This window comes from Chitinophaga niabensis (assembly GCF_900129465.1).
Classification (GTDB): domain Bacteria; phylum Bacteroidota; class Bacteroidia; order Chitinophagales; family Chitinophagaceae; genus Chitinophaga; species Chitinophaga niabensis.
Genome location: NZ_FSRA01000001.1, coordinates 2,164,024 through 2,186,877, shown reverse-complemented (window position 1 = coordinate 2,186,877; position 22,854 = coordinate 2,164,024). Strand labels below are relative to the sequence as shown.

At 47.0% G+C, this 22,854-nt stretch carries 17 protein-coding genes; 7 read left to right on the top strand and 10 right to left on the bottom strand.

Going from position 1 to position 22,854, the window contains the following annotated elements; all coding sequences use genetic code 11:
- Window positions 1–45: 45 nt before the first annotated feature.
- On the top strand, window positions 46–435 hold the full coding sequence (locus BUR42_RS08425) for a hypothetical protein (RefSeq protein ID WP_074238804.1): 390 nt from the start codon (window positions 46–48) through the stop codon (window positions 433–435).
- Window positions 436–525: 90 nt separating this feature from the next.
- On the opposite strand, the gene BUR42_RS08420 is transcribed toward BUR42_RS08425, so the two are convergent.
- The 5 genes from BUR42_RS08420 to BUR42_RS08400 all read right to left on the bottom strand — a co-directional run bounded on the left by BUR42_RS08420 (window position 526) and on the right by BUR42_RS08400 (window position 4,412).
- A complete protein-coding gene (locus BUR42_RS08420; RefSeq protein ID WP_074238803.1) occupies window positions 526–1,302 on the bottom strand; it encodes a TerC family protein in 777 nt (258 codons plus the stop codon).
- Between the two features lie 19 nt (window positions 1,303–1,321).
- Entirely contained in the window at window positions 1,322–1,567 is a 246-nt protein-coding gene (locus BUR42_RS08415) for a TFIIB-type zinc ribbon-containing protein (protein ID WP_074238802.1), read from the bottom strand.
- Window positions 1,568–1,656: 89 nt separating this feature from the next.
- On the bottom strand, window positions 1,657–1,989 hold the full coding sequence (locus BUR42_RS08410) for a hypothetical protein (RefSeq protein WP_074238801.1): 333 nt from the start codon (window positions 1,987–1,989) through the stop codon (window positions 1,657–1,659).
- 449 nt (window positions 1,990–2,438) lie between these two features.
- Window positions 2,439–3,260 (bottom strand): hypothetical protein, encoded by an 822-nt coding sequence (locus tag BUR42_RS08405; RefSeq protein ID WP_074238800.1) that lies wholly within the window; start codon window positions 3,258–3,260, stop codon window positions 2,439–2,441.
- A 171-nt stretch (window positions 3,261–3,431) separates the two neighbouring features.
- Complete coding sequence (locus BUR42_RS08400; RefSeq protein WP_074238799.1) at window positions 3,432–4,412, bottom strand: terpene synthase family protein; 981 nt, start codon at window positions 4,410–4,412, stop codon at window positions 3,432–3,434.
- 331 nt (window positions 4,413–4,743) lie between these two features.
- On the opposite strand from BUR42_RS08400, the gene BUR42_RS08395 reads away from it, so the two are divergent.
- Window positions 4,744–5,889 (top strand): molybdopterin molybdotransferase MoeA, encoded by a 1,146-nt coding sequence (locus tag BUR42_RS08395; protein ID WP_074238798.1) that lies wholly within the window; start codon window positions 4,744–4,746, stop codon window positions 5,887–5,889.
- Here the strand turns inward: BUR42_RS08395 and BUR42_RS08390 are convergent.
- The 4 genes from BUR42_RS08390 to BUR42_RS08375 all read right to left on the bottom strand — a co-directional run bounded on the left by BUR42_RS08390 (window position 5,882) and on the right by BUR42_RS08375 (window position 14,866).
- On the bottom strand, window positions 5,882–6,802 hold the full coding sequence (locus BUR42_RS08390) for a PorP/SprF family type IX secretion system membrane protein (RefSeq protein ID WP_084185463.1): 921 nt from the start codon (window positions 6,800–6,802) through the stop codon (window positions 5,882–5,884). The two genes, BUR42_RS08395 and BUR42_RS08390, sit on opposite strands and share 8 nt — an antisense overlap.
- Before the next feature lie 34 nt (window positions 6,803–6,836).
- On the bottom strand, window positions 6,837–7,517 hold the full coding sequence (locus BUR42_RS08385; RefSeq protein WP_074238797.1) for a T9SS type B sorting domain-containing protein: 681 nt from the start codon (window positions 7,515–7,517) through the stop codon (window positions 6,837–6,839).
- A 113-nt stretch (window positions 7,518–7,630) separates the two neighbouring features.
- Complete coding sequence (tamL, locus tag BUR42_RS08380; RefSeq protein WP_074238796.1) at window positions 7,631–9,952, bottom strand: translocation and assembly module lipoprotein TamL; 2,322 nt, start codon at window positions 9,950–9,952, stop codon at window positions 7,631–7,633.
- A gap of 9 nt (window positions 9,953–9,961) precedes the next feature.
- Entirely contained in the window at window positions 9,962–14,866 is a 4,905-nt protein-coding gene (locus BUR42_RS08375) for a translocation/assembly module TamB domain-containing protein (RefSeq protein WP_143197387.1), read from the bottom strand.
- 338 nt (window positions 14,867–15,204) lie between these two features.
- Here BUR42_RS08375 and porG point away from each other — a divergent pair, with 338 nt between their 5' ends.
- The 3 genes from porG (at window position 15,205) to BUR42_RS08365 (ending at window position 18,619) form a co-directional block, all read left to right on the top strand.
- Window positions 15,205–16,065 carry a type IX secretion system protein PorG gene (gene porG, locus BUR42_RS08370; protein WP_074238794.1) on the top strand — a complete coding sequence of 287 codons (861 nt, stop codon included), beginning with the start codon at window positions 15,205–15,207 and terminating at the stop codon, window positions 16,063–16,065.
- Window positions 16,066–16,315: 250 nt separating this feature from the next.
- Window positions 16,316–16,600, top strand: coding sequence for a hypothetical protein (locus BUR42_RS29550; protein ID WP_143197386.1), 285 nt, complete (start codon window positions 16,316–16,318; stop codon window positions 16,598–16,600).
- A 93-nt stretch (window positions 16,601–16,693) separates the two neighbouring features.
- Window positions 16,694–18,619 (top strand): menaquinone biosynthesis decarboxylase, encoded by a 1,926-nt coding sequence (locus BUR42_RS08365; protein ID WP_074238793.1) that lies wholly within the window; start codon window positions 16,694–16,696, stop codon window positions 18,617–18,619.
- A gap of 253 nt (window positions 18,620–18,872) precedes the next feature.
- On the opposite strand, the gene BUR42_RS08360 is transcribed toward BUR42_RS08365, so the two are convergent.
- The gene (locus tag BUR42_RS08360; protein ID WP_074238792.1) at window positions 18,873–20,456 is read right to left on the bottom strand and encodes a peptide chain release factor 3; all 1,584 of its coding nucleotides are present in this window, start codon (window positions 20,454–20,456) and stop codon (window positions 18,873–18,875) included.
- Between the two features lie 111 nt (window positions 20,457–20,567).
- Between BUR42_RS08360 and BUR42_RS08355 the strand changes: the two genes are divergently transcribed.
- A complete protein-coding gene (locus BUR42_RS08355; RefSeq protein ID WP_074238791.1) occupies window positions 20,568–21,818 on the top strand; it encodes an ABC transporter permease in 1,251 nt (416 codons plus the stop codon).
- Window positions 21,819–21,837: 19 nt separating this feature from the next.
- Window positions 21,838–22,845: a tRNA (adenosine(37)-N6)-threonylcarbamoyltransferase complex transferase subunit TsaD gene (gene tsaD, locus BUR42_RS08350; RefSeq protein WP_074238790.1), complete on the top strand. Its 1,008-nt coding sequence runs from the start codon at window positions 21,838–21,840 to the stop codon at window positions 22,843–22,845.
- The last annotated feature ends 9 nt before the right edge of the window (window positions 22,846–22,854 follow it).

Here is a 22,854-nt window from a genome sequence, read left to right as displayed (position 1 = left end):
AGGGTATTGCTGTTTCCCTGTTTGAAACTTTGTAAAACTACTTTTATGAAAGAAGGATTAAATAACCTCTTTGTGGAATTGCTACAGCAGCATATAAGTAACCCTTATGCTAAGGCGGCAATGTCTTTGATTCAGGATGATAAAGACTATGAGATAGATCAAGGCGCTCTTCTTGAAACTGACTGGGCAATAGAGATTTACGAAAGACGCGCAAGGGTTTCCATGTTACCAGAAAAGGAGGTGGAAGAATTAAAGAGAATTGTAGGTGAACTGAAACTGCTTAATTCTTCTAAGATCCGTATCGTTACGGTGATGGTGAAACAGTGGGCAATTAAACGTGCCCCTGCTTATGTTTTCTTTATGACCAGCAACTTTGATAAACTGATTGGGAGCATACAGACTCAATCTCCTGGTAATATTTTTGATGCTGGTTGAAACCAGAAGATCTGTCAACAAGACTTGCACCTGAATAGGAAAATACTTTTATAACCAGGGCAGCCTTTCGGGGCTGCCCTGCGTAAATAATTATTCAATATCCCTCGGCACATTCAATTCTACATTCTTCGCATTTTTCCCTCTCAGCCTTATATTCAACAACTCCACAATCAATGAAAAACCAAGGCAGGAATAAATAATACTCTTGCTGATCTCCTGGTGGAAGCCACTTGCGATCAATACCACGCCTATTACTATCAGGAATGTAAGCGCCAGCATTTGCAGCGTAGGTTGTTTGTTGATGATCTTTGTAACAGGCCCTGCAAAAAGCATCATGATCAGGATGGATACTACTACTGCAATGATCATCACCAGCACATTATCTACCAGGCCTACTGCGGTCAGGATCGAATCGAATGAAAAGACGGCATCTACCAGCACTATCTGGAAAAGCACCGAAGCCAGGCTATGGGGCGTACGGGTCTTTTTATGTCCTTCATCTGCATCTGTCTGCAGTTTATGATGGATCTCCAGTGTGCTTTTAACGATCAGGAAAAGGCCGCCTGCCAGCAGGATGATATCCTTCCAGCTTAGCGGGATCACGGTTCCATTCAGCCATTTGAAATTAACTACAGGGTCTTTAAGACCGATGATCCAGTTGATGCATAGCAAAAGGGCTACCCTGAATACCATGGCCAGTCCCAACCCGATGTTCCGGGCCTTACGCTGCTGGTGCTCCGGCAGTTTCCCTGCCACGATGGATATGAAGATGATATTGTCAATGCCCAGTACTACTTCCAGGAAACAAAGTGTGAGCAGGCTGATCCAAACGGAAGCATCGGCAAAATCGGGAATAATAAATTCCATTATCTGAGTTTTTTAAGAATTAATCGAAATCAAAAAAGTCACCAAGGAAGCCCTTTTTTTTCCTGGGATGTTGTTTATGGCGGTCATGATCATGGTCGTCGTCGTACCGGCGGTATTCGTCGCTGCTGCGTTTATTGTCTTGTTCCAGCAGTTTGTCCAGTTCACCTTTATCCAGCCAGATGCCGCGGCATTTCGGGCAATAATCTATCTCGACATTGTTCCGCTGCGTCATGAGCAGTGTTTCGTTGCAATTTGGGCATTTCATGAATACTTGAATTTATAATTTACGGAAAATAGAAATACAATGGCTTGTTCCTGGTAGGAAACAATTGATGTGCGGTAAATGAGGAGAGATTAAAACAGGCTGAACCGGTGGAGGAAATTATAATACGCCGGCCTGATCCAGGATGCCAGGTGGAAGTATTCATCGCTGTGGGTAACGGTATTACAGATACCTGCAAACTGCTGTTTGCTGAAAGTACGTTTGTTCTTTACGGAAGTTTCTATACCAAGGCTCAGTTTGCAGGCCTCGGGGTTTTCATTTTCATAAAGCAGTGATTCCTGGAAGTAGCCCTGCCCGGGACCGGAAGGGAGAATGTAGGAAATGCAGGAGCACAGGCTCAGTACTAACAATAAGATAATACGAAACCTGCCTTTGAAAGATATGTCCGGAGCGTAGTTGAGCAATTCCCTGCAATTTGCGGGCTAAAGTAAGTAATTATTCTGATCCGCTACGGTTGGTGTAGCGCTGCATGGGTAAAATATCTGTAGGCAGTCTGTTTGTGAAGATGGTTTAGAGAAGAAGGCTTCTCCTGCTGTGTTTCGGGTATGCTATGAGGGTGAAAGCCATGTCAGGCCTATGGTTGCCCTGTGGAAGACGAATGGAAGGTGGACTTGATGTGGAGAGGGTGTGTACCGGAGGTGGAGGGGAGGTGTAGAGGAGGTTAAGGGAGTATTTGGGCGTTATCGGGGGAGATAACAGCTCCTTTGGTGGGTTGAAAGTGTAATTGTGCTGTAAGCAAGTGTTTCATAATACAAATTTACTGCAAAAAATGTGCTGAATTTAGCTTGCGGGCATACTTTTCCTGTTGGAAGAAAAACTTCACATCAATTCCTGTCACCCGCCCCGCCCTGGTTTATTCCCTTTGTGGTGCAGGGTAGGTATGCTCTCCATGCAGCCGGAAGAGCGGTTGCTTCGAGGGCCGGCTGTGGTGTTCGATGGTTGTATCATCTTCCTCCTGTAATGATGGTATCACATCTATGATATCTGCTACAAAGTATTTCTTGTTATCTACCTTGTAGAGTTTTCCATTCAACTCATGGTATGCAGTTATCTGTAACACCACGATCGTTTCGTCTTTCCCTGCTTTAAAAGGAAGTACTAATTCCTTTGCCTCCGCAGGTTTCCTGAAATCGATCATTACTGTATCTGTTACGGCCTCCTGGTATTTCTCTTCGGAAAAGTTCACGCCCAGGGCAATGGCTTTGAACTCTACATGCGAAGTGTTTTTATAATGGCGGATATCGTCCGCCGTTAAAGCGGGGAGGGCAATGCGGAGGCTGTTTTTGTCCTGCTTTACTTTGGGCTGGAAGTTCAGCAGCTGGCTCAGCTCTGTTTGCATATTGAACCTGAAACCAGCTAATCCTGCCAGCGCTTGCCGCGTAAAACCTCTGCTACCCCTTTGTTCGCTGCTGACATAAAGGACCTCCAGCAGGAATGTGGTCAGGCGGTTGGTGAGTTTGTTATCGGTGCGGATGTTCACACCCTGGCGCATTGCGCGGCGGATCAGCTTGCCTGCTTTACTGGCGTAGCCAAAGTCGGTAGCGGCTTCTTTGGTTGCTTCGCTTCTGTTGACCTTTTCTGCTTTTTTTCGCATGAGGGGTTCGCCGTCCACGATGTACCCGACTTTATCGCCGATAGCACCTGTTACTTTAATAACTCCGGTTTGTTTTGCCATAAAAAAGATTGTTTGGTAAACTAACAATACCGAAAATAGGCTGCCGACGGTTTGTCAAATGACAAGAAATGATGAACTGCATGCATGGATTTACCCACATTTTTAATGTAATCCATTTTTACAATACACAAAAAAGGCCGGTAAAAACACCGGCCTTTAAAAAACGAACAATCACACAACTACTTCAACCCCTCTGAATTGGTCGGCTTCGGGATGCCCACCAGGTTTATACCGTTGGGTATCCTTTTCGTACCACGATTTATGTCCCTGGATCATCAGGTTATTGTGATGGATGAATTCCTTTACTTTTTCATTATGAATACCAAAGTGCGGCATGTGATCGCAGAGGTGGATATATTCCTCCACATCCGCCTGGTGGATCCTTACGGCTTCCGCAAAAGCTTCTTCCCGTGATATATTATATTCATGTTGTACTACCATGATGATGTTCATGATATCTTTATCTTCTTCCTTCCAGATAGAGAAGTAATCATTACACCAGGCTACGATGCGGCAGGTAAGGTCTGCCAGGCGCCGCATGAGCGGATGATAGATCACTTCCCGCGGAAAGGTGTAACCGATCACTACTTCCGCAAATGAAACAAGCGGATATACATCTACTGCTTTCATGCGTATTTGCATATATTCGCTAAGGCTGGGGGAAACGAGCCTTTCTTTAAAAGGTGCTTCTTCCACCATGCCCTGTATATATTCTCCCATACTATTAGAGAACCGGGCCAGCCAGTTGGTGGGCATGAATTGCGCAAAGGAATCCCGCATGGCTGCCAGCTGCCAGAAGATATCATTCTCTTCTTTTAAAGGCGGCGCGCCGATCAGGATGTCTTCCACCCGGTGTTTCAGTCTTCTTAACTGATCTATGGTACAATGTTCATGGTAGTCATCAAAAGCAATGCCCCAGAGTGAGTTCATGTTTAAAGGCGTTAACCGTTCCCGGCTGGCCATAGGGAAAAAGCGTGCGGTAATGTGGCCCAGGCGGGTTTTTTCATACTTACGCTTGATCTCCGGAGGGATACATTTGTAAGAATGTAATAACCAGTAATTTATCTCCTCTTCCAGCTCGTCAACATAGGGACTGATCAGGTCCGGCCAGGGATAATATAAACGCGGGCGTTCCTTAAGATCTTGATGCATTTTTGACATAGTTTACTCGTGATGAAATAAGACGCTGAGCCGATTATTCAGCTGAATATTTCTACCAGATGTTGACTATAAGCTAGATTGGATAATTAAATTTAAGGAATACTTGTTAACAATCACTTAACATTAACATGGATGTTTCAATTGTTAATGGGATATAATAAAAATTGAATGTGAAATAAATCAATATAACAAATGAAAGGGGCTAATATGTTCATAGTCATAAATAATAATGAAATATTAAACAAGTATGAAATAATAATAAAGAAATGTATTTTACTTCTATCTGAATATAGATATTATTAAATATTGTATGTGATAGATTATGATTAGTGTCACCGCTGCCATACAGCAGATTGCAGCTTGCCGTACAAGCTGGGGTACAGAGCGCATACCATTAGAACAAGCTATCGGCCGCGTATTGGCGGCTCCTGTAACGGCAGACAGGGATTATCCACCCTTTAACCGTTCTCTCCGGGATGGATTTGCCATCCGCATCAGTGATTATAACACCGCCAAAAAGAAATTATTTCCCATTAGTGCTATCGAAGAAGCATTACCAGGGCATGTGATCAGGATCCGGAATGGCGACATTTTACCAGCTGAAATGGACACGGTAATAGGAGGGGAGGACGTGGAAGAAAAGAAGGGGAATGTATCTGTTTCCAATGATCGCGTAAAAGTTCATCAGCATGTGATCCGCAAAGGAGAAGACGCGGCGGAAGGAGATCGTTTGCTGGAGCCGGGCTGCAGGATACAGTTTCAGCATATGGGACTTTTGGCAGCCCTGGGTATTCATCATATTACGGTCCATCGCCCTCCCAAGGTGGTGATCATTTCTGCAGGCAGTGAATTGCGGGATGCGAACAGTTATATTTTTGCGGGCTTACTGGCACAGTATGGCATACAGGCCGTATCCCGGATAGTAGTGCAGGAACCTGCTCTGGAACAGGCTGTCATTGAATCCCTGGATGCGGACCTTTTATTGATCAGCGCCGGTTTAACTACAACGGATACACCGGTATTGCCGAAGTTGCTGCAGGATTGCGGTATAGAACAGGTATTCCACCGGGTGAGGGCAAAGCCCTGCAAACCTTTCTGGTTTGGTTACAGCCCTACCAAAACAAGGGTGATGTTATTTCCGGCAAATGCGTTTTCTGTAGAGGCCGGTGCTAAATTATTCCTGGAATCCTATATCCGTGCCTGCTGGAACCTGCCTATGGTAAAACCCTGGCTTTTACCTTTCCTGGATTACCGGGCTGCGGTGCACACATTGGACGATATAGTACCAGCTATTCTGACAAATAAAAATGGTTTAAGGGTAAGGGCTGCACATGCATCCGGCGCAGGAGATATCATGGCTGCCTCCCGTACAGACGGCATCTTTCTGCATAGTACGGATACAGGTCATCTTGAACCAGGTTCACTGGTCCCGTTTTATCCCTGGGCAGATCATCAGCTCACTACTTAAACAAACGGATCTTCATACTCAGTCCAAAGTTACCATCCACATTGGATTTGATACCGGCTGTTTGTGATGTATAACTGGCCTGTACTTCCACCGTGTTCTTAAACTGGAAGCCAACGCCTGCCGTAAAACTTTTGCTGGTATGGTACATTGCGAACAGGTTTGCGAAACCTTTGGCCATTTTTACATTACCGCCAATATCTATAATGCTTTTATAACCTCTTACGCCGCGGAAAGCGATCATTGGTTCAAATGAGTTGATCTGCGGGTGGCCGGTACCTATCTTGTAACTGGCAGCTGCATAGAAAGTAGAAGTGTTGCGTGATTCCACATCACTCTTATTCTGGAACATGCTCACCATATTAGGCATCGCAGCCTGTAAAGTGAACCGGTCATTAGCATACGTTAAACCAAAGTCTGATTCAAAGAAGTTATCCCGGCTGTTATAACGGGGAATGGATGGATCGTCCATATCACCTATAACTTTGGAAGGAATCGCGCGTTTATTGTCCAGCGCCATGGTTAAACCCAGATGGAGGTATTCATTGTTTGCTTCATTCAGCGCAACGTGATAAGCATAGGTGAGTCCAATCCGTGTACGGTCCAGGATACCTGCCTGATCGTTGAAGATGGTGAGCCCAACGCCCATTTTTTTATCTACCTGGTAATCTGCCGTGACCAGTTTGGTAACAGGGCCGTCCTTTATTTCCGTCCATTGCTTGCGGTAGCTGATATTCACGCTGAGACCACTGTCCAGTCCTGCCATGGCAGGATTGCCAAGGAAAGGATTCAGGAAATACTGGGAAGCTAATGGGTCCTGCTGCGCATTACCATTGCCGAAAGATTGTGCTTTTGTGAGCACTGGTAACAGTGCGGGCAAAAGTATAAGGGTGAGTTTGTAGAAATATGTTTTCATCCGGTATAGGATTAGTGTGACAGTTATAGGTTTATCATCGGTTTCGGTCCCTGATCAGGGTAATAGTGCCTTTGAACAGGTTGAGCCCCGCCCCGAAATCTATTACATAGAAGTAAACGCCTTCTGCCAGTAATTCTCCACTGGAGGTTTTGCCATCCCACTCATTGCTGTAGTTCTTCTTGTAATATACCACGCGGCCGGAACGGTCCAGGATGCGCACTTCATTATTGCCGTGTGCAGGAAGATTGCGGATGATCCATTTATCATTTTTGCCGTCTCCGTTAGGTGTAACAAGGTTGGTAGCTTCTACGCTGTTGGTTACTTCATACACATCCACCACCAGTATCAGGAATGATCTTTCAAGATAACCGCCGCTACCGTCTGTACATCTTACACGGATGAAGTAGTTTTCCTTTGTTTCATAATCAAATACCACCTTGGCTTTCAGGGCATTTCCGGTGATGGTGAAGTAATCATTGTCCGTATCATCGGCTCCTTCCGCGAGACTATAAGTGCATACGCCGGACTGCGGATCCGTGGCAAAAGTGCCGATCACCTGACCGATCGTATTGTTCTCGTGAATATGAGAGATGTCCAGCTGAAGTATGGTGGGGATCTGGCCTGCCCTTGCTAAAGGGACCTGCAGCAGTATGGCAGAAGCCATAAATACCAGCACTTGTACCACCTTTTTGGTAAAGGGTAAAAATGTTTTCATCTAGGATAGGTTTTTTGATGTATAGGGCTGCTAAAGGCCCTCTTATGGAGGACCCGCTTAATACAAATATATTAAATAAATTTATTAATAAACAAAATAAATATATGTATCCACTAGAAGGGATACCCGATGGCAATGTTCAGGATAAGGTTCTCTTTCCGCCAATCCGGGTCCCCCAGGGCAATCTGTTTGAACACCCAGCGTTCATTTTCAGGCAGCCAGGGCTTGCGGAGGGGAAAGGAAATATCGAACCGCACAAGGAGGATGGAGGCGTCTATCCGAATACCCAAACCGGTACCCACTGCCAGTTCTTTCAGGAAGCGGTTGGTTTTAAATACTTTGGGCTCCTGGGATGCAGAGTCTGTTTTCCCCAGCCAGATATTGCCTGCGTCTACAAAGGCCGCGAATTCCAGCAGGCTGGTTGGTTTATACCGTAATTCTGTGTTGCCTTCCAGTTTGATGTCTCCGGCGGCATTGGCCAGCAGCAGGTTCTTAGCACCCGGGTTGTTGGGATCATCCGGCGCATCCCTGTAGGAGCCGGGGCCTAATGTACGGGCACGAAAGGCTCTCAGACTGTTGCTTCCCCCATTAAAGAACTGTTTTACAAAGGGCAGGGTGGTAGAGTTGCCATATGCAATCCCGTACCCCGCAAATAAACGGTTCACCCAGCGGAGGTTATCGCTTAGTTTGAAATAATGACGGCCATCTACGGAGAACCGTATGTACTGGGAGAAGTCGTTATTGATAATGGTCTTTTTCCCATCAGGTTGTTTTTTAGCAAACAGTCCTACCAGGTTACCGGCTACATCGGTATTAAAATAGGCGTAGAAGCTATGGTATTTTTCCGGGGATTGGTTATTGTAAGTGAGTGTATAATTGCTTCCCAGGATGAATTGTTTAGAGATGGATTGAGCGAGTGCAGGATCCTGTTTTTTCTGTTCCAGGAATTCAGGTGATTCACTGGAAGGCAGTACATACGTAATGGCTACCGGGTACAATGCATGATCCAGGAATTTGGTCTGCTTCCAGATATAACCATATTGAAGATTGAAAGCGTTGAGGTTATACAGGTTAGGCCTGCTCAGCATTTCATAGCCCAGGCTGAACCTTGTTCTGGGCACATAAGGGGTACGCGGGTTGAACCTGATAACAGGGGTGAAGAACCTTGGAATAGTAATGGACACTTCGCCATTAAGGCTATACGCATTTGTAGATACCTGTGTGGTTTTTCCACCCACCTGTGTTTCAAAACCTCCGCCCAGGGAGATCTCCAGCAAATTAGCCTTCCGTTGGAAGTTCCTGTTCTTGGCTGATAGTTTCAATTGTGAGCCTACAAAACTGTTGGATTTGGAGGTGCCGGAAACTTCTACCTGTAAAGATCGTTTAGGGTAGGGGGTTAGGAAGAAGCGTGCATAGAGCAGGCTGCTATCCCTTGCCGGCCTGAAGTTTCCCCGCACGAATTTAAAAGTACCTAAGTTCACCAGTCTTTGTAAAGTGATGTTATGCGAGCTAAGGCGGTACATACTATCCCGTTGCAGGAATACTGTTCTGTCGAACACAATGGGTTTAAACAGGGAGTCCGGATCTATGATGGTAAAGTTTTGATACTGCACTCCTTTGCTGAATTGCTGCGCACTGTCTTTTGCAAGATCATAATTCGTGAACAGTTCCACGTTCTTCATATAATATTGCCGGAGTGCCGTGGGCGGCGTGGTTTTCTTGGTGGTAAGATACAGGTCCACCTGGTGTTTCCCCAGTGCGCTATCTATGCGTATCAGCAGATAGTCCGGGGTGAAGTAATAGAAACCGTTCTCCTTCAGGAAAGCATGGATCCTTTCTCTTTCTTCTTTTATTTTATCAAGGCTGTAATTATCATCCGGTTTCAATAATGTTTTGCGGGTAGTAAGCATGATGTGATGGCCCAGCAGGCCGGTGTCCGTATCAAACCGTACGCGGTGGATGGTATAACGGAAATCAGGAATGGCGGTGAAAGTAATGCCTGCTTTCTTTTTACCGCTGTTTTTTATGGTATGGTCAACATCTGCATTAAAGTATCCATTGTCTTCCAGGTAACTGGTAAGGATGTCGTCCGTTCTATCCACTTTCACCTGGCTCAGCAGTACAGGTGCTTCGCCCCATTTCTTGCGCAGCAGGTAGTTCAATCCTTTTCCTTTGGGTTCATTGCCCAGGTTATAGAGCCACAGCTTAATGGGCATGCCCAGGAACCTGCGGTTTGGTAAAGGCCTGATCCGCTCTTCCATACCGGTTTTGATTGTGCTGTAATCTTTTGGCTTTTTCTTTATTATCGTATCCTTCCACTTTACGTCTGCGCCTGTATACAGCCTGTCTCCCTCCGGTACTGTACGTGTTGTAGAGCATGCTGCGAGGAACAATATGCTGATTACAAATGGTATGTATCGTACTGATCTGATCATGATGCTTTATTACTTATTGTCCTTGCGGATGCGTTCCTGTTTCTTTTCTTTAGGGGTTTTCCTGAAGATCTCCCTGAATTCGTTATAGTCCATTACCAGCATAAAAGTGAGGCCCGTCTCTACGATCTGGCCCTGCACCACGGTTTCGGTAAGGCTGCGTTGATAAGCCCTTACACGGTAACGGCCATCTTTGGTTAGTGTATATTCTGCGGATACATCTCCAATGATGGAGCTGGCATTCTGGTTCTGTGTTTGTGCGCCGGAAATACCGATGTTAGATCCTACACTTACTGTTAAACGGTCGCTGAACAAACGTTTGGATACATCTACTTTCAGATTGGTACTTTCAGATCTGCTGCCCTGATCGTTATATGCATTTTCGCTCTGCAGATCGAAGTTCACATCAAACCCTTTGATCAGGCTGCCGGCAAGGTTATTCAGCTGCTGGGAAACGATCTTGCTCACACTCTTTCGTGCAATATCTTCTGCTGCGCTGCCGCTCTGGCTATCCAGCTGATCGAATGGATTTTCCGAGATGAAGCGGTTGAGCACCAATAAGCCCATTACCTGTTTATTCAATTCGGAAGGTACCTGGTTGATCTGTTTGATGCGGGTGTATACCTGCCCATCCAATGCGCCCTGGTCTTTCTCCGGCATATCCAGTTCAAATGCTATCTCCGGTTTCATTAATTCTCCCGTGATCTTCAGGTATACTTCTACCGGTACTTTCTGGTTATACCGGCCTCTTGTGGGATCGGTGCTGCTGATCTGGTCCTGGATCAGATCGCCGGCCACTGCATTTACATCATACCTGGCTTTGATATTTACATCGGCACTTAAAGGATCTCCATTCCAGATGATGGTGCTGCCTTTTACTATCTTGAATTCCCTTTTGATCAATTGATTGAGGGACATGGCGTACTTTCCCTCATTGATCTCATACCGGCCGGTGAGGCTCATCTTACTGCTGGGGTCCATGGTAAGGTTCAGGGTTGCATTTCCCTTTACTTCCAGGTAGTCCCCGTTATTCCGGTCTATGACCAGCTTCAGGCTGGATTCAGGTGTTATTTCTATATCCCCGGAAAAAATGATGCCTTTGAGCCTGGTGGCTGCTATGGTATCCTTTCTTACACGCAGCGTAGTATCCTGCCATTCTGCGGGGTCAAAGAATTCAACAATACCTTCCCTGCTGGCAATGCCGGGTTCTTCTTCCGGCAGCAGCACTGTTACCTGTGATTTTTCCCGCAGCTTCAGGTTCATTTCCACTCTTGGCAGGTCCAGTGTTCCGCGTACGCGTGCACGCACGTCTATATATGCGGGGCCATAATAGAACTGATCGGGATCTTTAGGGTCTGCATACCCTAATGCCATAAAGTTCTCTGCATTCACATCCAGCTGCAGCTGGAACTTTTCGAGGTCCTTTGTAAGGATCTGTCCATTCACCACAGCCTCGTTGCCGGAGCTATCTGCTACTACAAACTGGTTAAAACGGATGCCGTTATCATCAAGCACCAGGTCTTCTGAAGGTAATTGCAGGTAGTTATTGATCATGGTGATGCGGCCTGCTACTTTTTCGAAATGCAGATTGCCGCGTATGATGGGTTTATCTGTTGTGCCTTTTACTGTTATCCTGCCATTCACATCTCCTTTCATAGCGGTTACATTTCCAAACGTAAATGCTTCTGCGCTTTTCATATTCAGTTTGGCGATATCCAGCGTGAGGTCCATTACTTCAGCATATGTTCCTTTTAAGCGTACATCATTTCCATGGCCCTGGATGGTGGCATCCAGCTGCACCGCTTTTTCTGCATTGGTATTGGCGGTAAGTTGCAGCTGGCCAAGAGGTGTACCCATGGCGGCAAGACTATCGATCGTTAGTTTACCATCTATCAGTGGATTATCATCCAGGTTGGTGACGGTGATGCTTCCGTTACTGATACCTTCGGCCAGTGCGGTGTCCTTTTCTATCAGGCTGGTAATGGTGCTGAGGCGGAAATCTTTCAGCGTAACGGTAAGATCGGGTAAGGTGAAATTACTTCGTTGCGGCGCTGCTGTAGTGATCTTTAAACCCTGCGCACCTTTCTCTATGCCAATGTCGGCAAAGGCCACGCCGCCACTCCTGATCAGTAATTTATTATCTCCGCTTACCGTCCATGCCTGCCGGTTTAATACCAGGTCCTTCTTCAGTGAGATCAGCATACTGTCGTTGGGCAGGAAGTGTACCAGGCCGCCTACCTTGTATTTTTCTCTGCCCATCAGCAGGTCCCAGTCCACTAAACCTTTGCTGGCACTTACAGATAACCTGGTGCGCCTTAAGGGGATCTGCGGGTGGTATAAATGTGCCAGTAATACTTTCGCATCCATCTTTGCGGTGTCTACGATCACATCGGCAATCAGCGTATCTACTTTAAAAGAATCGTAGCGCATACCGGGAAGGGAGAAGTGTGCATCGAGGAAGCTGCTGTCTGTATTCAACCTGCCATATAAGCTAAGTGGTTTCTCGAGTTGTATATCGGGGAAGAGTTTACGTAATGATTTGGGAATGGAAAGGCTGCCGGAAAATTGCATCCACTGCCTTTCTGTTTTAGCAGTTGGTTGCGTGGCTACTGCTTCCAGGTGCCGTGTTACAAGATTGCCTGCTGCGGTGGCGAACGTCTGGTAGTTGAAATCACCGGAAGCGCTGAGGTATCCAAAGGGACCCGTAAGGCGAAGTTTCTGCAGACCGTCTTCCACACTGGCTTTCAGCAGGATGCTATCTATGGCATACATCTCTTTGTCGTCCAGGAGTTGCAGTTTGTGGATGGCGGCGTACCCGTTTAGCTTGCGGGGTGCCAGATTGTCCAGTTGAACATCCAGGCAGGATTTTACGATCAGCGGGTCTGTAGTAAAATGCGTGGCCAGCAGATCGAATTTATCTATATCCATTTTTGCGCTGATGGCAGGGTGGAGTGTATCCAGTTTGCCGGCCAGGTCAAAAACGGCTTTTGCATTGGGATCGTTGATGCCGCCTTTGGCGGTATAAGCACCCTTGAGCAGTGTGGCATCCATTTGAATGCCCTGGTATGTGTAGCGGTTATACGTGAAAGAGCGGATGTCTACATTCGCCTGTGCATCTGCGGTTTGAGGATCAACTCCTTTTCCTTTGGCCGTTACGGTACCATCCAGGCTGCCCATGGCGGTATCTCCCAGCATCCGCCCCAGTTGCAGGTTTTGTGCATCAAGGGTCATGTTGTAACGGATCTTTTTCATATCCATAAATTCCGCTACTTCACCTTTCAGTTTGGCATTGCCCATATCTGTGCTCAGCATCAGGTCTGGCTTCAGTTGCTGCATGCCGCCTCTGATAGCGCCATTCAATATGAGCTTATTGGGTAACTGCACAGAGGCGGGGAGTGTATTGGGAGGCAGCCAGGATTCAATGCCCCGTTTACTGCTCAGCATTTTCACGGTTACGAGGTCTGCGCCCATACGGTCCGGATCAGTTACCTGGTAAGTCGTTCCTTTTACATAGAGGTAATTCTGATCGTTATCTTTTACTTCCAGGCCGGGTATATTCAATTGTGCGAGGCTGCCGGTAATTTCTCCATGTAAGGCGAGGTGTTTCTTCCAGATGGGTTGCAGGGAAGGATTGCTGCGCATATCCGGCACAAAGAATAAAGCCTCTTTGAGCGTAAGGGAAGAAGGCCGTACGCTGGCCTTAATTTCCAGCAGACCTAACTGTTCGGAGATCGTAGACCAGGAGGGGGCTTTCAGGTGAATGTCTGCATCGATATTACTTTCGCCGGTTTGCAGGATGAAGCCGGATAATTGTGCTTCCTGGTTGGTGTAACGCACTTTACCTTTCAGCCGCTTTAATTGCAGGCCGCATTGTTCTTCCACGGCGCCGGCCAGCAGGGTAGCGGTGGTACTGTCTGCACTATATGCAATATCATTGGCATCCAGCAGCAGGTGCCGGATGTTGAGGTAATTATAATCGATCGCCTGTTTGTAGGAAAGGCGGGGAGCCAGGTGATTACTCATGGCAAAATCCACTTCCTTTGCCTGCAATTGTTTAGCCAGTACTTTCCAGGTATTGGGCGCAGCACTGGTATCTTTTACCACCACGGTGGTGTCCATCGCTTTCCGGAAATCGAGCGTGGCCTTTGATCTTTCCAGGGAAAGCAGATCAGTGGTGATCAGGGTTTTGATGAGGTCGAAGTGTAAACGGCGGGATGCCAGCTGGCCGATAACGCCTTCGGTAGATAATCCGCTGGCTTCATCACTATAGCTCCATTGTGTGTTGCGGATGCTAAGTTCTTTTACGGCAAGGTCAAATGGTGTTGCTGTACTTTCTGCTACTTCCGCTTTAGCTGATGACGGCCTGTATTGCTGCACGACGGTGGCCTGTAAACCGTCTGCCAGGAAATTCTTTATATAATAAGTACCATTATCCGGTTTCAGGGTATCCGGCAATACTTCCAGGTTTTTAAGGGTGACAGATGCGAGCATGCCGCCGAGTGAATCGTGGAAACGGATGTTCATCCTTTCCAGCTGAACATTACCGATGTGATAGCTGAGGGTGGTGCCGGATTCTTCGATCAGTGTATCCTCTTTAGCGGCAGGAGAGCTGAATGCATCGATCACAAACTGGTAATTGAAAGCAGTATCTTTTGCCGGCCGGTAGATATTGATCACGGCATCCTCCCAATGGAGGGTATTGATCTTTAGTTCATTGCTCATGAGGCCCAGCAGGTTGTATTTTACAGACAGCTCTCCGCTGGACAGGAGTGTGTCTTTGCGGGTATCGCCTATATACACCTGCCTGAGGGTCATGGAATTCCACCAGGAGAAACGCAGTCCGCCGATCCTTACGTCTGTTTTTAATTGTTTTTGCAGGTAAGACTCTGCCTTGGAACGCACGAAATTCTGTACCACAGGCAGTTGCAGTAGGATTAGTAACAGAACGGGCAGCAGCAACAAGGCTATTATACTACCAAAGATCCAGCGTATGATTTTTTTCCGGCGGGGACTACTCACTTAGTACTTACGTTTTTTTTATATGGTAAATGGTTAAACTGCGGCTCAAATATCGTACCTGCCGCAAAAATAAGGCTTTAAGCCCTACTGTGGGCCAAAAGCCTTTTATTATCATATGATTATAATTGTAATAAATGAGAAAAATGTATAATTTCGTACACGATTGTAGCCGTGGCGAATACTAATTCTCTTATACGCAACGTTTTATTATCGGTAACCTATTAAAACCATCAACCTTGAAAAAGAAGATCCTCTGGTTTGTTATAATGATCTCTACCCCTTTATGCTGCATTGCTCAGGATTGGCATGTAGGCGCTACTGCCGGTATTAGCAATTATAGCGGAGACCTTTCTGAAAAGAGGGTCGATTTTGGTTACACGCGCCCCATGATCGGGCTGTTTGTGAAAAAGGACATCAACCGTTATCTGACGCTGCGCGCCGGAGGTACTTTTGGTATGGTAGCTGCCAACGACAGAACGAATGCCAGCATTGCCCTGCAAAGCCGTAACCTCAGTTTCAGTTCTCCTATCTGGGAAGGGCACCTGGGAGCAGAGTTAAACTTCTTCGATATTGATGAAAAAGGGTTTACGCCTTATCTCTTCGGAGGTGTGGCGCTGTTCAGTTTTTATCCTACTGCAAAAGATTCTTTAGGTAATAAAATAAGATTACGCCGCCTCAGCACAGAAGGGCAGGGATTACCACAGTATCCTGAAAGAGGGAATCAATATAGCCTTTACCAGGTATCTATTCCATTTGGCGCAGGTTTTAAATATCTTTTTACAGACCGTTTAACACTTGGTTTTGAAATAGGGCTTCGTGCTACTTTTACCGATTACCTGGATGATGTAAGTACTACTTATGTTGACCAGAATACTTTGCTGGCAGAAAGAGGCCAGCTGGCGGTAGATTATGCCTACCGCGGGGATGAGCCGGGTACAAAAGGGATCCCGGGAACGTATCCGCTGGATGGTACGCAGAGAGGTTCTGCAAAGAACAAAGACTGGTATACATTTACCGGGCTTACTATTATGTACCGTTTAGGCGGAGGCTCTGATGGCCGCCGCAGCACCAACTTCTCGAAGTGTTTTAAGATGTAAATAATTTTGGCATGATGGTTGCATTTACAAATGCATTCATCCCCCAATCAAGTCCAAATAGAAAAGTAAAAAGACAGTTCTGCTGAAAAGCGGAACTGTCTTTTTTTGTGCCTAACGTATTGGTATAAACGTAGTTATGGAATTGGCATACTTATTGGATTTACTATCACGAGTCCGTCCGCCAATGGCAAAAGGGGACAACGGATAGAAAGAGAAATTAAAACAGCAGGCTATGAAAAAGCTTCTTTTGATGTCGCTCCTCGTAATCGGAGCATCCTATGCAACGCAGGCACAACGCAGAGGTCACCATCATCACCCACCGCCACCACGTCCGGTTGTAGTTGTACAACACTACGACGATGATTGTTATGATGACAGAAGGGGTAGAGGACGGGGACACTACAAACACCGGGATTACCGGAGAGATGATTGCAGGGAGAGAGTGGTAGTGGTTCGCCCACGTTATCCATATCCTCCGCCACCGCCTCCTCCGCGCAGGCCCGGGATATCAGGTGTAATTGTATTTAATCGCTAGGTAGTATACGCAATAAGGCTCCGATCCGTCGGGGCCTTTTTTTATGTCTTTAATGGCGTACTTTTGCCTACTGAACGAAAAGCAGCAAACAGTATGGCATATAAGCATCTCAGGCATTTTATTGATACGCTGGAAAAAGCGGGAGAACTGGTGCGCATCAGCACTTATGTGGACCCTCACCTGGAAATAGCAGAGATCACAGACCGGATCAGCAAATCTCCCGATGGCGGCAAGGCCTTGTTATTTGAGAACACGGGATATGATTTCCCTGTGCTGATCAATTCCATGGGCAGTTACCGCAGGATGTGCATGGCCCTGGGTGTGCAGGAGCTGGATGATGTGGCACGCGAGATAGAGGGGCTTTTCAAAATGCTTTCCAAACCTAAAGAAAGCATTCTCGATAAACTGGCTATGCTGCCTAAGCTGAGCCAGTTTGCTTCCTGGATGCCCAGGGTGATCTCCGGGCGCGGTGCCTGCCAGGAGGTGGTGATCAACAATCCTGACCTGGGCAAATTGCCGGTAATGACCTGCTGGCCTAAGGATGGCGGGCCTTTTATAACGCTCCCCGTTATTCATACCAAAGATCCTAATACTGGTTCCCGTAACGTGGGCATGTACCGTATGCAGGTGTTTGAAAAAGACATGACGGGCATGCACTGGCATATGCACAAAGTATCCGCCAAACATTTCTCTGAATATAAGAAGCTCAATAAACGCATGCCTGTGGCGGTAGCCCTGGGTGGCGATCCGGTATATACCTATTCTGCCACAGCGCCTTTACCGGAAAATGTGGATGAATACATGCTGGCGGGTTTTTTACGGAAGAAAAAAGTAGAGCTGGTAAAATGCATCACGCAACCGGATATTGAAGTGCCGGCAGATGCGGACTTTGTGATAGAAGGATATGTAGAACCGGGAGAAGAACTGATCTGGGAAGGGCCTTTCGGGGACCATACCGGTTATTATTCCCTGGCAGACTGGTATCCCCGTTTCCATGTTACCGCCATCACCCATCGTAAAGATGCCGTATATCCTTCTACCATCGTAGGTATCCCCCCGCAGGAAGATGCATGGATCGGTAAAGCTACCGAAAGGATCTTCCTTGCACCTATCAAAATGACGCTGGTGCCGGAGATAGTAGATATGGAAATGCCGGTGGAAGGTGTTTTCCATAACCTGGTGATTGCGCAGATCCACAAAGATTATCCGGGCCAGGCACAGAAAGTGATGAATGCCATGTGGGGTGCCGGGCAGATGATGTTCAACAAGATACTGGCTGTTACAGATACCGGCACAAAGATCACAGACTATAAAGCGCTGGCACAATATGCATTTAAAGACCTGAACCCCGCCACGGATGTTTATTTCAGCCAGGGGCCAATGGATGTACTGGATCATTCCTGCTCCAGGATGGGCTTTGGTGGTAAGATGTGCATCGATGGAACAGGTAAACTACCGGAAGAAAGAGATGACCGTTTTGACCGGACTGTATTCAAACCCAACGTGAACGCAGCAGCATTACAAGCTGCATATCCTGAAGTAAAAGGTGTGAACACTGCTTTGCTGCAGATGGACATTCCCTGCCTGATCGTAGCCATAGAGAAATCGCGCCGCAATCATGTGCGGGAACTGCATCCCCGGCTGGTAGCAGAGCAGGGTATGGAAGGCGTTAAAATGATCCTGTATGTAGAGCATACAGTTGATCCGCAGGACCTGCCTTCCGCACTCTGGCGTTTCTGTAATAACCTGGACCCTAAGCGGGATAACATCCTCACGGAAAGGCCTTCGGGTAAAGATCCTCACCTGGTAACGGCCTGCCTGGGTTTGGATGGTACCATTAAAACAAAAGAGCATGATGATTTTCAGCGCGACTGGCCGAACATTATCGTGGCAGATGATGCTACCATCAAAAAGATAGATGAGAAATGGAGTGCGCTGAACCTGGGGCCTTTTATTCCTTCGCCTTCTTTAAAATACAAACAACAGATCTATGGAGATGGGGCAGTGGTTGCCCTGTAGTTTTCCGCATTGCGTAAATCTAATTTCCAAATCCATAAATAACGCGGTACGCATTCAATTATTTTTGCTGCGGAATTTGCCTAACAAGCAAAAGTCTTTTCACGCAATAATTGAGTTGGTCGTACAAGAAAACGGCGCCTTTTTCAGGGCGCCGTTTGTATTTCAAATTGCAGGAAGATAGGTGTTTCAAATTGCCGGAAAAAAAGAACCCCCTGTACATTTGGCTGTACAGCGGTTTATGGGTAAAAAGTAGTTATTTGTGGATCTCTGAAGTAAAGTGGAACTCAATCTCCGGATTGTTGGCCCGTTCTGTATTGAGGTACCATTCTGATTGTGCGAGGTACACCAGGTGCCCGTCTTTATCCTGCACCACATTAGCGCCTTTAAAGCGGGTGAATTCTTCCAGCTTTTGTTTAGGCCCTGTGATCCAGCAGGCTTTGTAGAAAGGTAAGGTATTGAACTGGCAGGAGGCACCATATTCCTGTAACAGCCGGTATTGTATCACTTCAAATTGCAGGTCTCCCACGCAACCGATGATCTTGCGGTTACCGTTGTGTTGTGTGAAAAGCTGTGCAACGCCTTCGTCTGTTAACTGGTTGATGCCTTTTTCCAGTTGTTTTGTTTTCATCGGGTCTTTATTCACCAGTTCCTTGAACAACTCAGGAGAGAAGCTGGGAATGCCGGTGAAATAGAAATTTTCTCCTTCTGTTAAAGTATCGCCGATCTTGAAGTTGCCGGTATCGAATAAACCTACCACGTCTCCGGGATAGGCATCATCGATGATATTCTTTTCCCGTGCCAGGAAGCTGTAAGGATTGGCAAACCGCACATCCTTATCCAGCCTTACGTGGTGGAAGTATTTATTCCTTTCAAACTTACCGGAGCAAACACGGAGGAAGGCGATCCGGTCGCGGTGCCGGGGATCGAGGTTGGCGTGGATCTTGAAAATGAAACCGGAGAACCTGGGTTCGTTCACTTTCACTTCCCGCGTAGTGGATTGCCGGTCACGCGGAGTGGGGGCAATTTCTACGAAGGTATCCAACAGGTCCTTTACACCAAAGTTGTTTACAGCAGAACCGAAGAATACAGGGGCCAGCTTTCCTTCCAGGTAAGCATCTTTATCAAACTGATCGTATACGCCTTCTATCAGTTCCACATCGTTGCGCAGTTGTTTGGCATCGGTGGGGTTGAAGAGTTCATCCACTTCAGGACTGCTGAGGTCTTGCAGTGGCACGATATCATCGTCTGTTGCTTTCCTGTTGGCAGCAAAGGAAACAAAACTTTTATCGTAGAGGTTGAATACGCCCTTGAAGTCTTTACCCATATTGATAGGCCAGCTCAGCGGGCGTACCCGGATGTTGAGGAGTTCTTCCAGTTCATCCAGCAGGTCGAAGGGGTTTTTGCCGTCGCGGTCCAGTTTGTTCACAAAGATGATCACCGGCGTATCGCGCATGCGGCAAACTTCCATGAGTTTTTTGGTTTGTTCTTCCACCCCCTTTACACAGTCAATCACCAGCACAACGCTGTCTACTGCTGTAAGGGTGCGGTAGGTATCTTCGGCAAAGTCCTTGTGACCGGGGGTATCCAGCAGGTTCACGAGAATGTCCCTGTATTCGAAGGTCATCACGGAAGTAGCCACAGAGATACCTCTCTGGCGTTCAATTTCCATGAAGTCTGAAGTAGTATGTTTTTTGATCTTATTGGATTTTACCGCGCCCGCCGTTTGGATAGCGCCCCCGAAGAGGAGGAACTTTTCCGTGAGGGTGGTTTTTCCCGCATCCGGGTGGGCGATAATGGCAAATGACTTCCTTTTGTTGATCTCGTTTTCGTATTTCATCCGTCTTTAATAAAATGGGGGCAAAGGTACATTTTTTCTCCCGAAATAAGGGTTTACAACCATTAGTCACAAACCCGTTGGTTGCATTGCTTTATATAGTAAATTTGAAATATGCTTTCGACCCTCAAGATCTTATGGAGCAGCCTTGGTATGGCTTTGTCCGAATTACGGGTGAATAAACTGCGCACTTTTCTTTCGCTGCTGGGTATTACCATTGGTATCTTCTGTATCATAGCCGTACTTACGGTAACAGACAGTATGGAATCCAGTATCAGGAAAGACCTGAAATCCATGGGTACCAATGTGATCTATCTGCAGAAATGGCCATGGGATGGAGACGGGGACTGGTGGAAGTACGTAGGGCGCCCTGAGCCGCAGTATTCGGAGATGAAGCTGATCAAGGACAAAGTGGCTTCTGCGGATGCCGTTACTTATCTCTTCAGTTCCGGCGGCCGTAAAATAGAATACGGGATCGATTACATGGAAAACGTAGAGCTGTTGGCCGTGACCATGGACCTTGAAAAGATGCAGTCTGTGGATATAGCCATGGGCCGGTATTTCAGTCCTTCTGAACTGATAGCAGGTTCCAACGTGATCGTACTGGGTGCCAATGTATGGGAGGGCCTGTTCTTTACTGCGGAAGCTGCGCTGGGAAAGGTGGTGCGTTTTGCGGGAAGGAACTGCAAAGTGGTAGGGGTATTGAAGAAAAAAGGCGATAGTATGCTGGGCGGGGTATTTGGTGATAATACCATCCTGATGCCTTACCTGTTTGCGAGGACCATTATAGATGAACGCCGTTTTGCGGATCCTTTTTACATGATCCGCGCAAAAGAGGGAGTAGCCGTGGGGCAGCTGAAAGATGACCTCACTGGCGCCATGCGTGCTATACACCGTCTGAAACCCGGGCAGGATAATGATTTTGCCCTGAACGAGATCACCACGGCGCAGGACGAACTGGAAAGTATCTTTGGCGTAATTAACCTGGGCGGCTGGATCATTGCAGGTTTTGCACTGATCGTAGGGGGCTTTGGGATAGCGAATATCATGTTTGTGACCGTTAAAGAAAGAACTAATATCATAGGCCTGAAAAAGGCCATTGGCGCGCGGCCGGGTATTATCCTGCTGGAATTCCTCTTTGAAGCCGTGATGCTTTGTATGATCGGCGGGGGATTGGGGCTGCTGATGGTATATGGCTCGGCCAAACTGGCCCAGAATATGTTCTCCGGTTTTGAGATAGCCTTGTCTACAGGGAATATTATCCTGGGGCTGTCCATATCCGCTATAGTGGGTGTACTGGCTGGATTTATCCCGGCTTTTTCTGCCAGCAGACTGAACCCGGTAGTTGCGATCCGCAGCAATTAGCGTATTTTTGCGCCCAATTATGCCGGTTAATATTTTAGCAATAGAGTCTTCATGCGATGAAACAAGCGCCGCTGTGATAGCGGATGGAAAGATCCTGTCCAATATCATCGCCAATCAATCCGTACATGAACAATATGGCGGCGTAGTGCCTGAACTGGCCTCCCGTGCCCACCAGGAGAATATCGTACCTGTGGTGGATGCTGCTTTGAAAAAAGCAGGCATGGTGCCTGCTGACCTGAATGCCATTGCCTTCACCCAATCCCCGGGCCTGATAGGTTCCCTGCTGGTAGGCAGTTGTTTTGCCAAGTCCATGGCCCTGGCCCTGGATGTGCCATTGATAGCCGTGCATCATATGCAGGCGCATGTGCTGGCTAATTTCATTGAAGACCCCAAACCGGCATTCCCTTTTCTTTGCTTAACTGTATCCGGTGGCCATACCCAAATTGTATTATGCGAAAGCCCTTTGCAGATGCGGGTGATCGGGGAAACTACAGATGATGCGGCAGGAGAGGCCTTCGATAAAAGCGCCAAATTACTGGGGCTTCCTTATCCCGGCGGCCCGCTGATCGATAAATATGCGAAAGAAGGGGATCCTTTTAAGTTTAAATTCCCTGAGCCACAGATCCCCGGACTGAACTTCAGTTTCAGCGGACTGAAAACAGCGATCTTATATTTTTTACAGGACAATCGTGCGAAACAGGCAGATTTTGTGGAGGCCAACCTGCGCGACATCTGTGCTTCTATTCAGCACCGCATTGTTACCATCCTGCTGAACAAACTGGTGAAAGCCTCGCAGGAAACAGGTGTACGGGAGATCAGTATAGCTGGTGGCGTGAGTGCTAATTCAGGGTTGCGCCAGGGCTTGAAGGAGTATGGAGAAAAACATCAGTGGAACGTATATATCCCTAAATTTGAATATTGCACAGATAACGCTGCCATGATAGCCATGACGGCACATTATAAATACCTGGCAGGGGCATTCAGTCCTTTAGATACTATACCGAGCGCCCGCGCTGCTTTTGAATAAATAATCTTG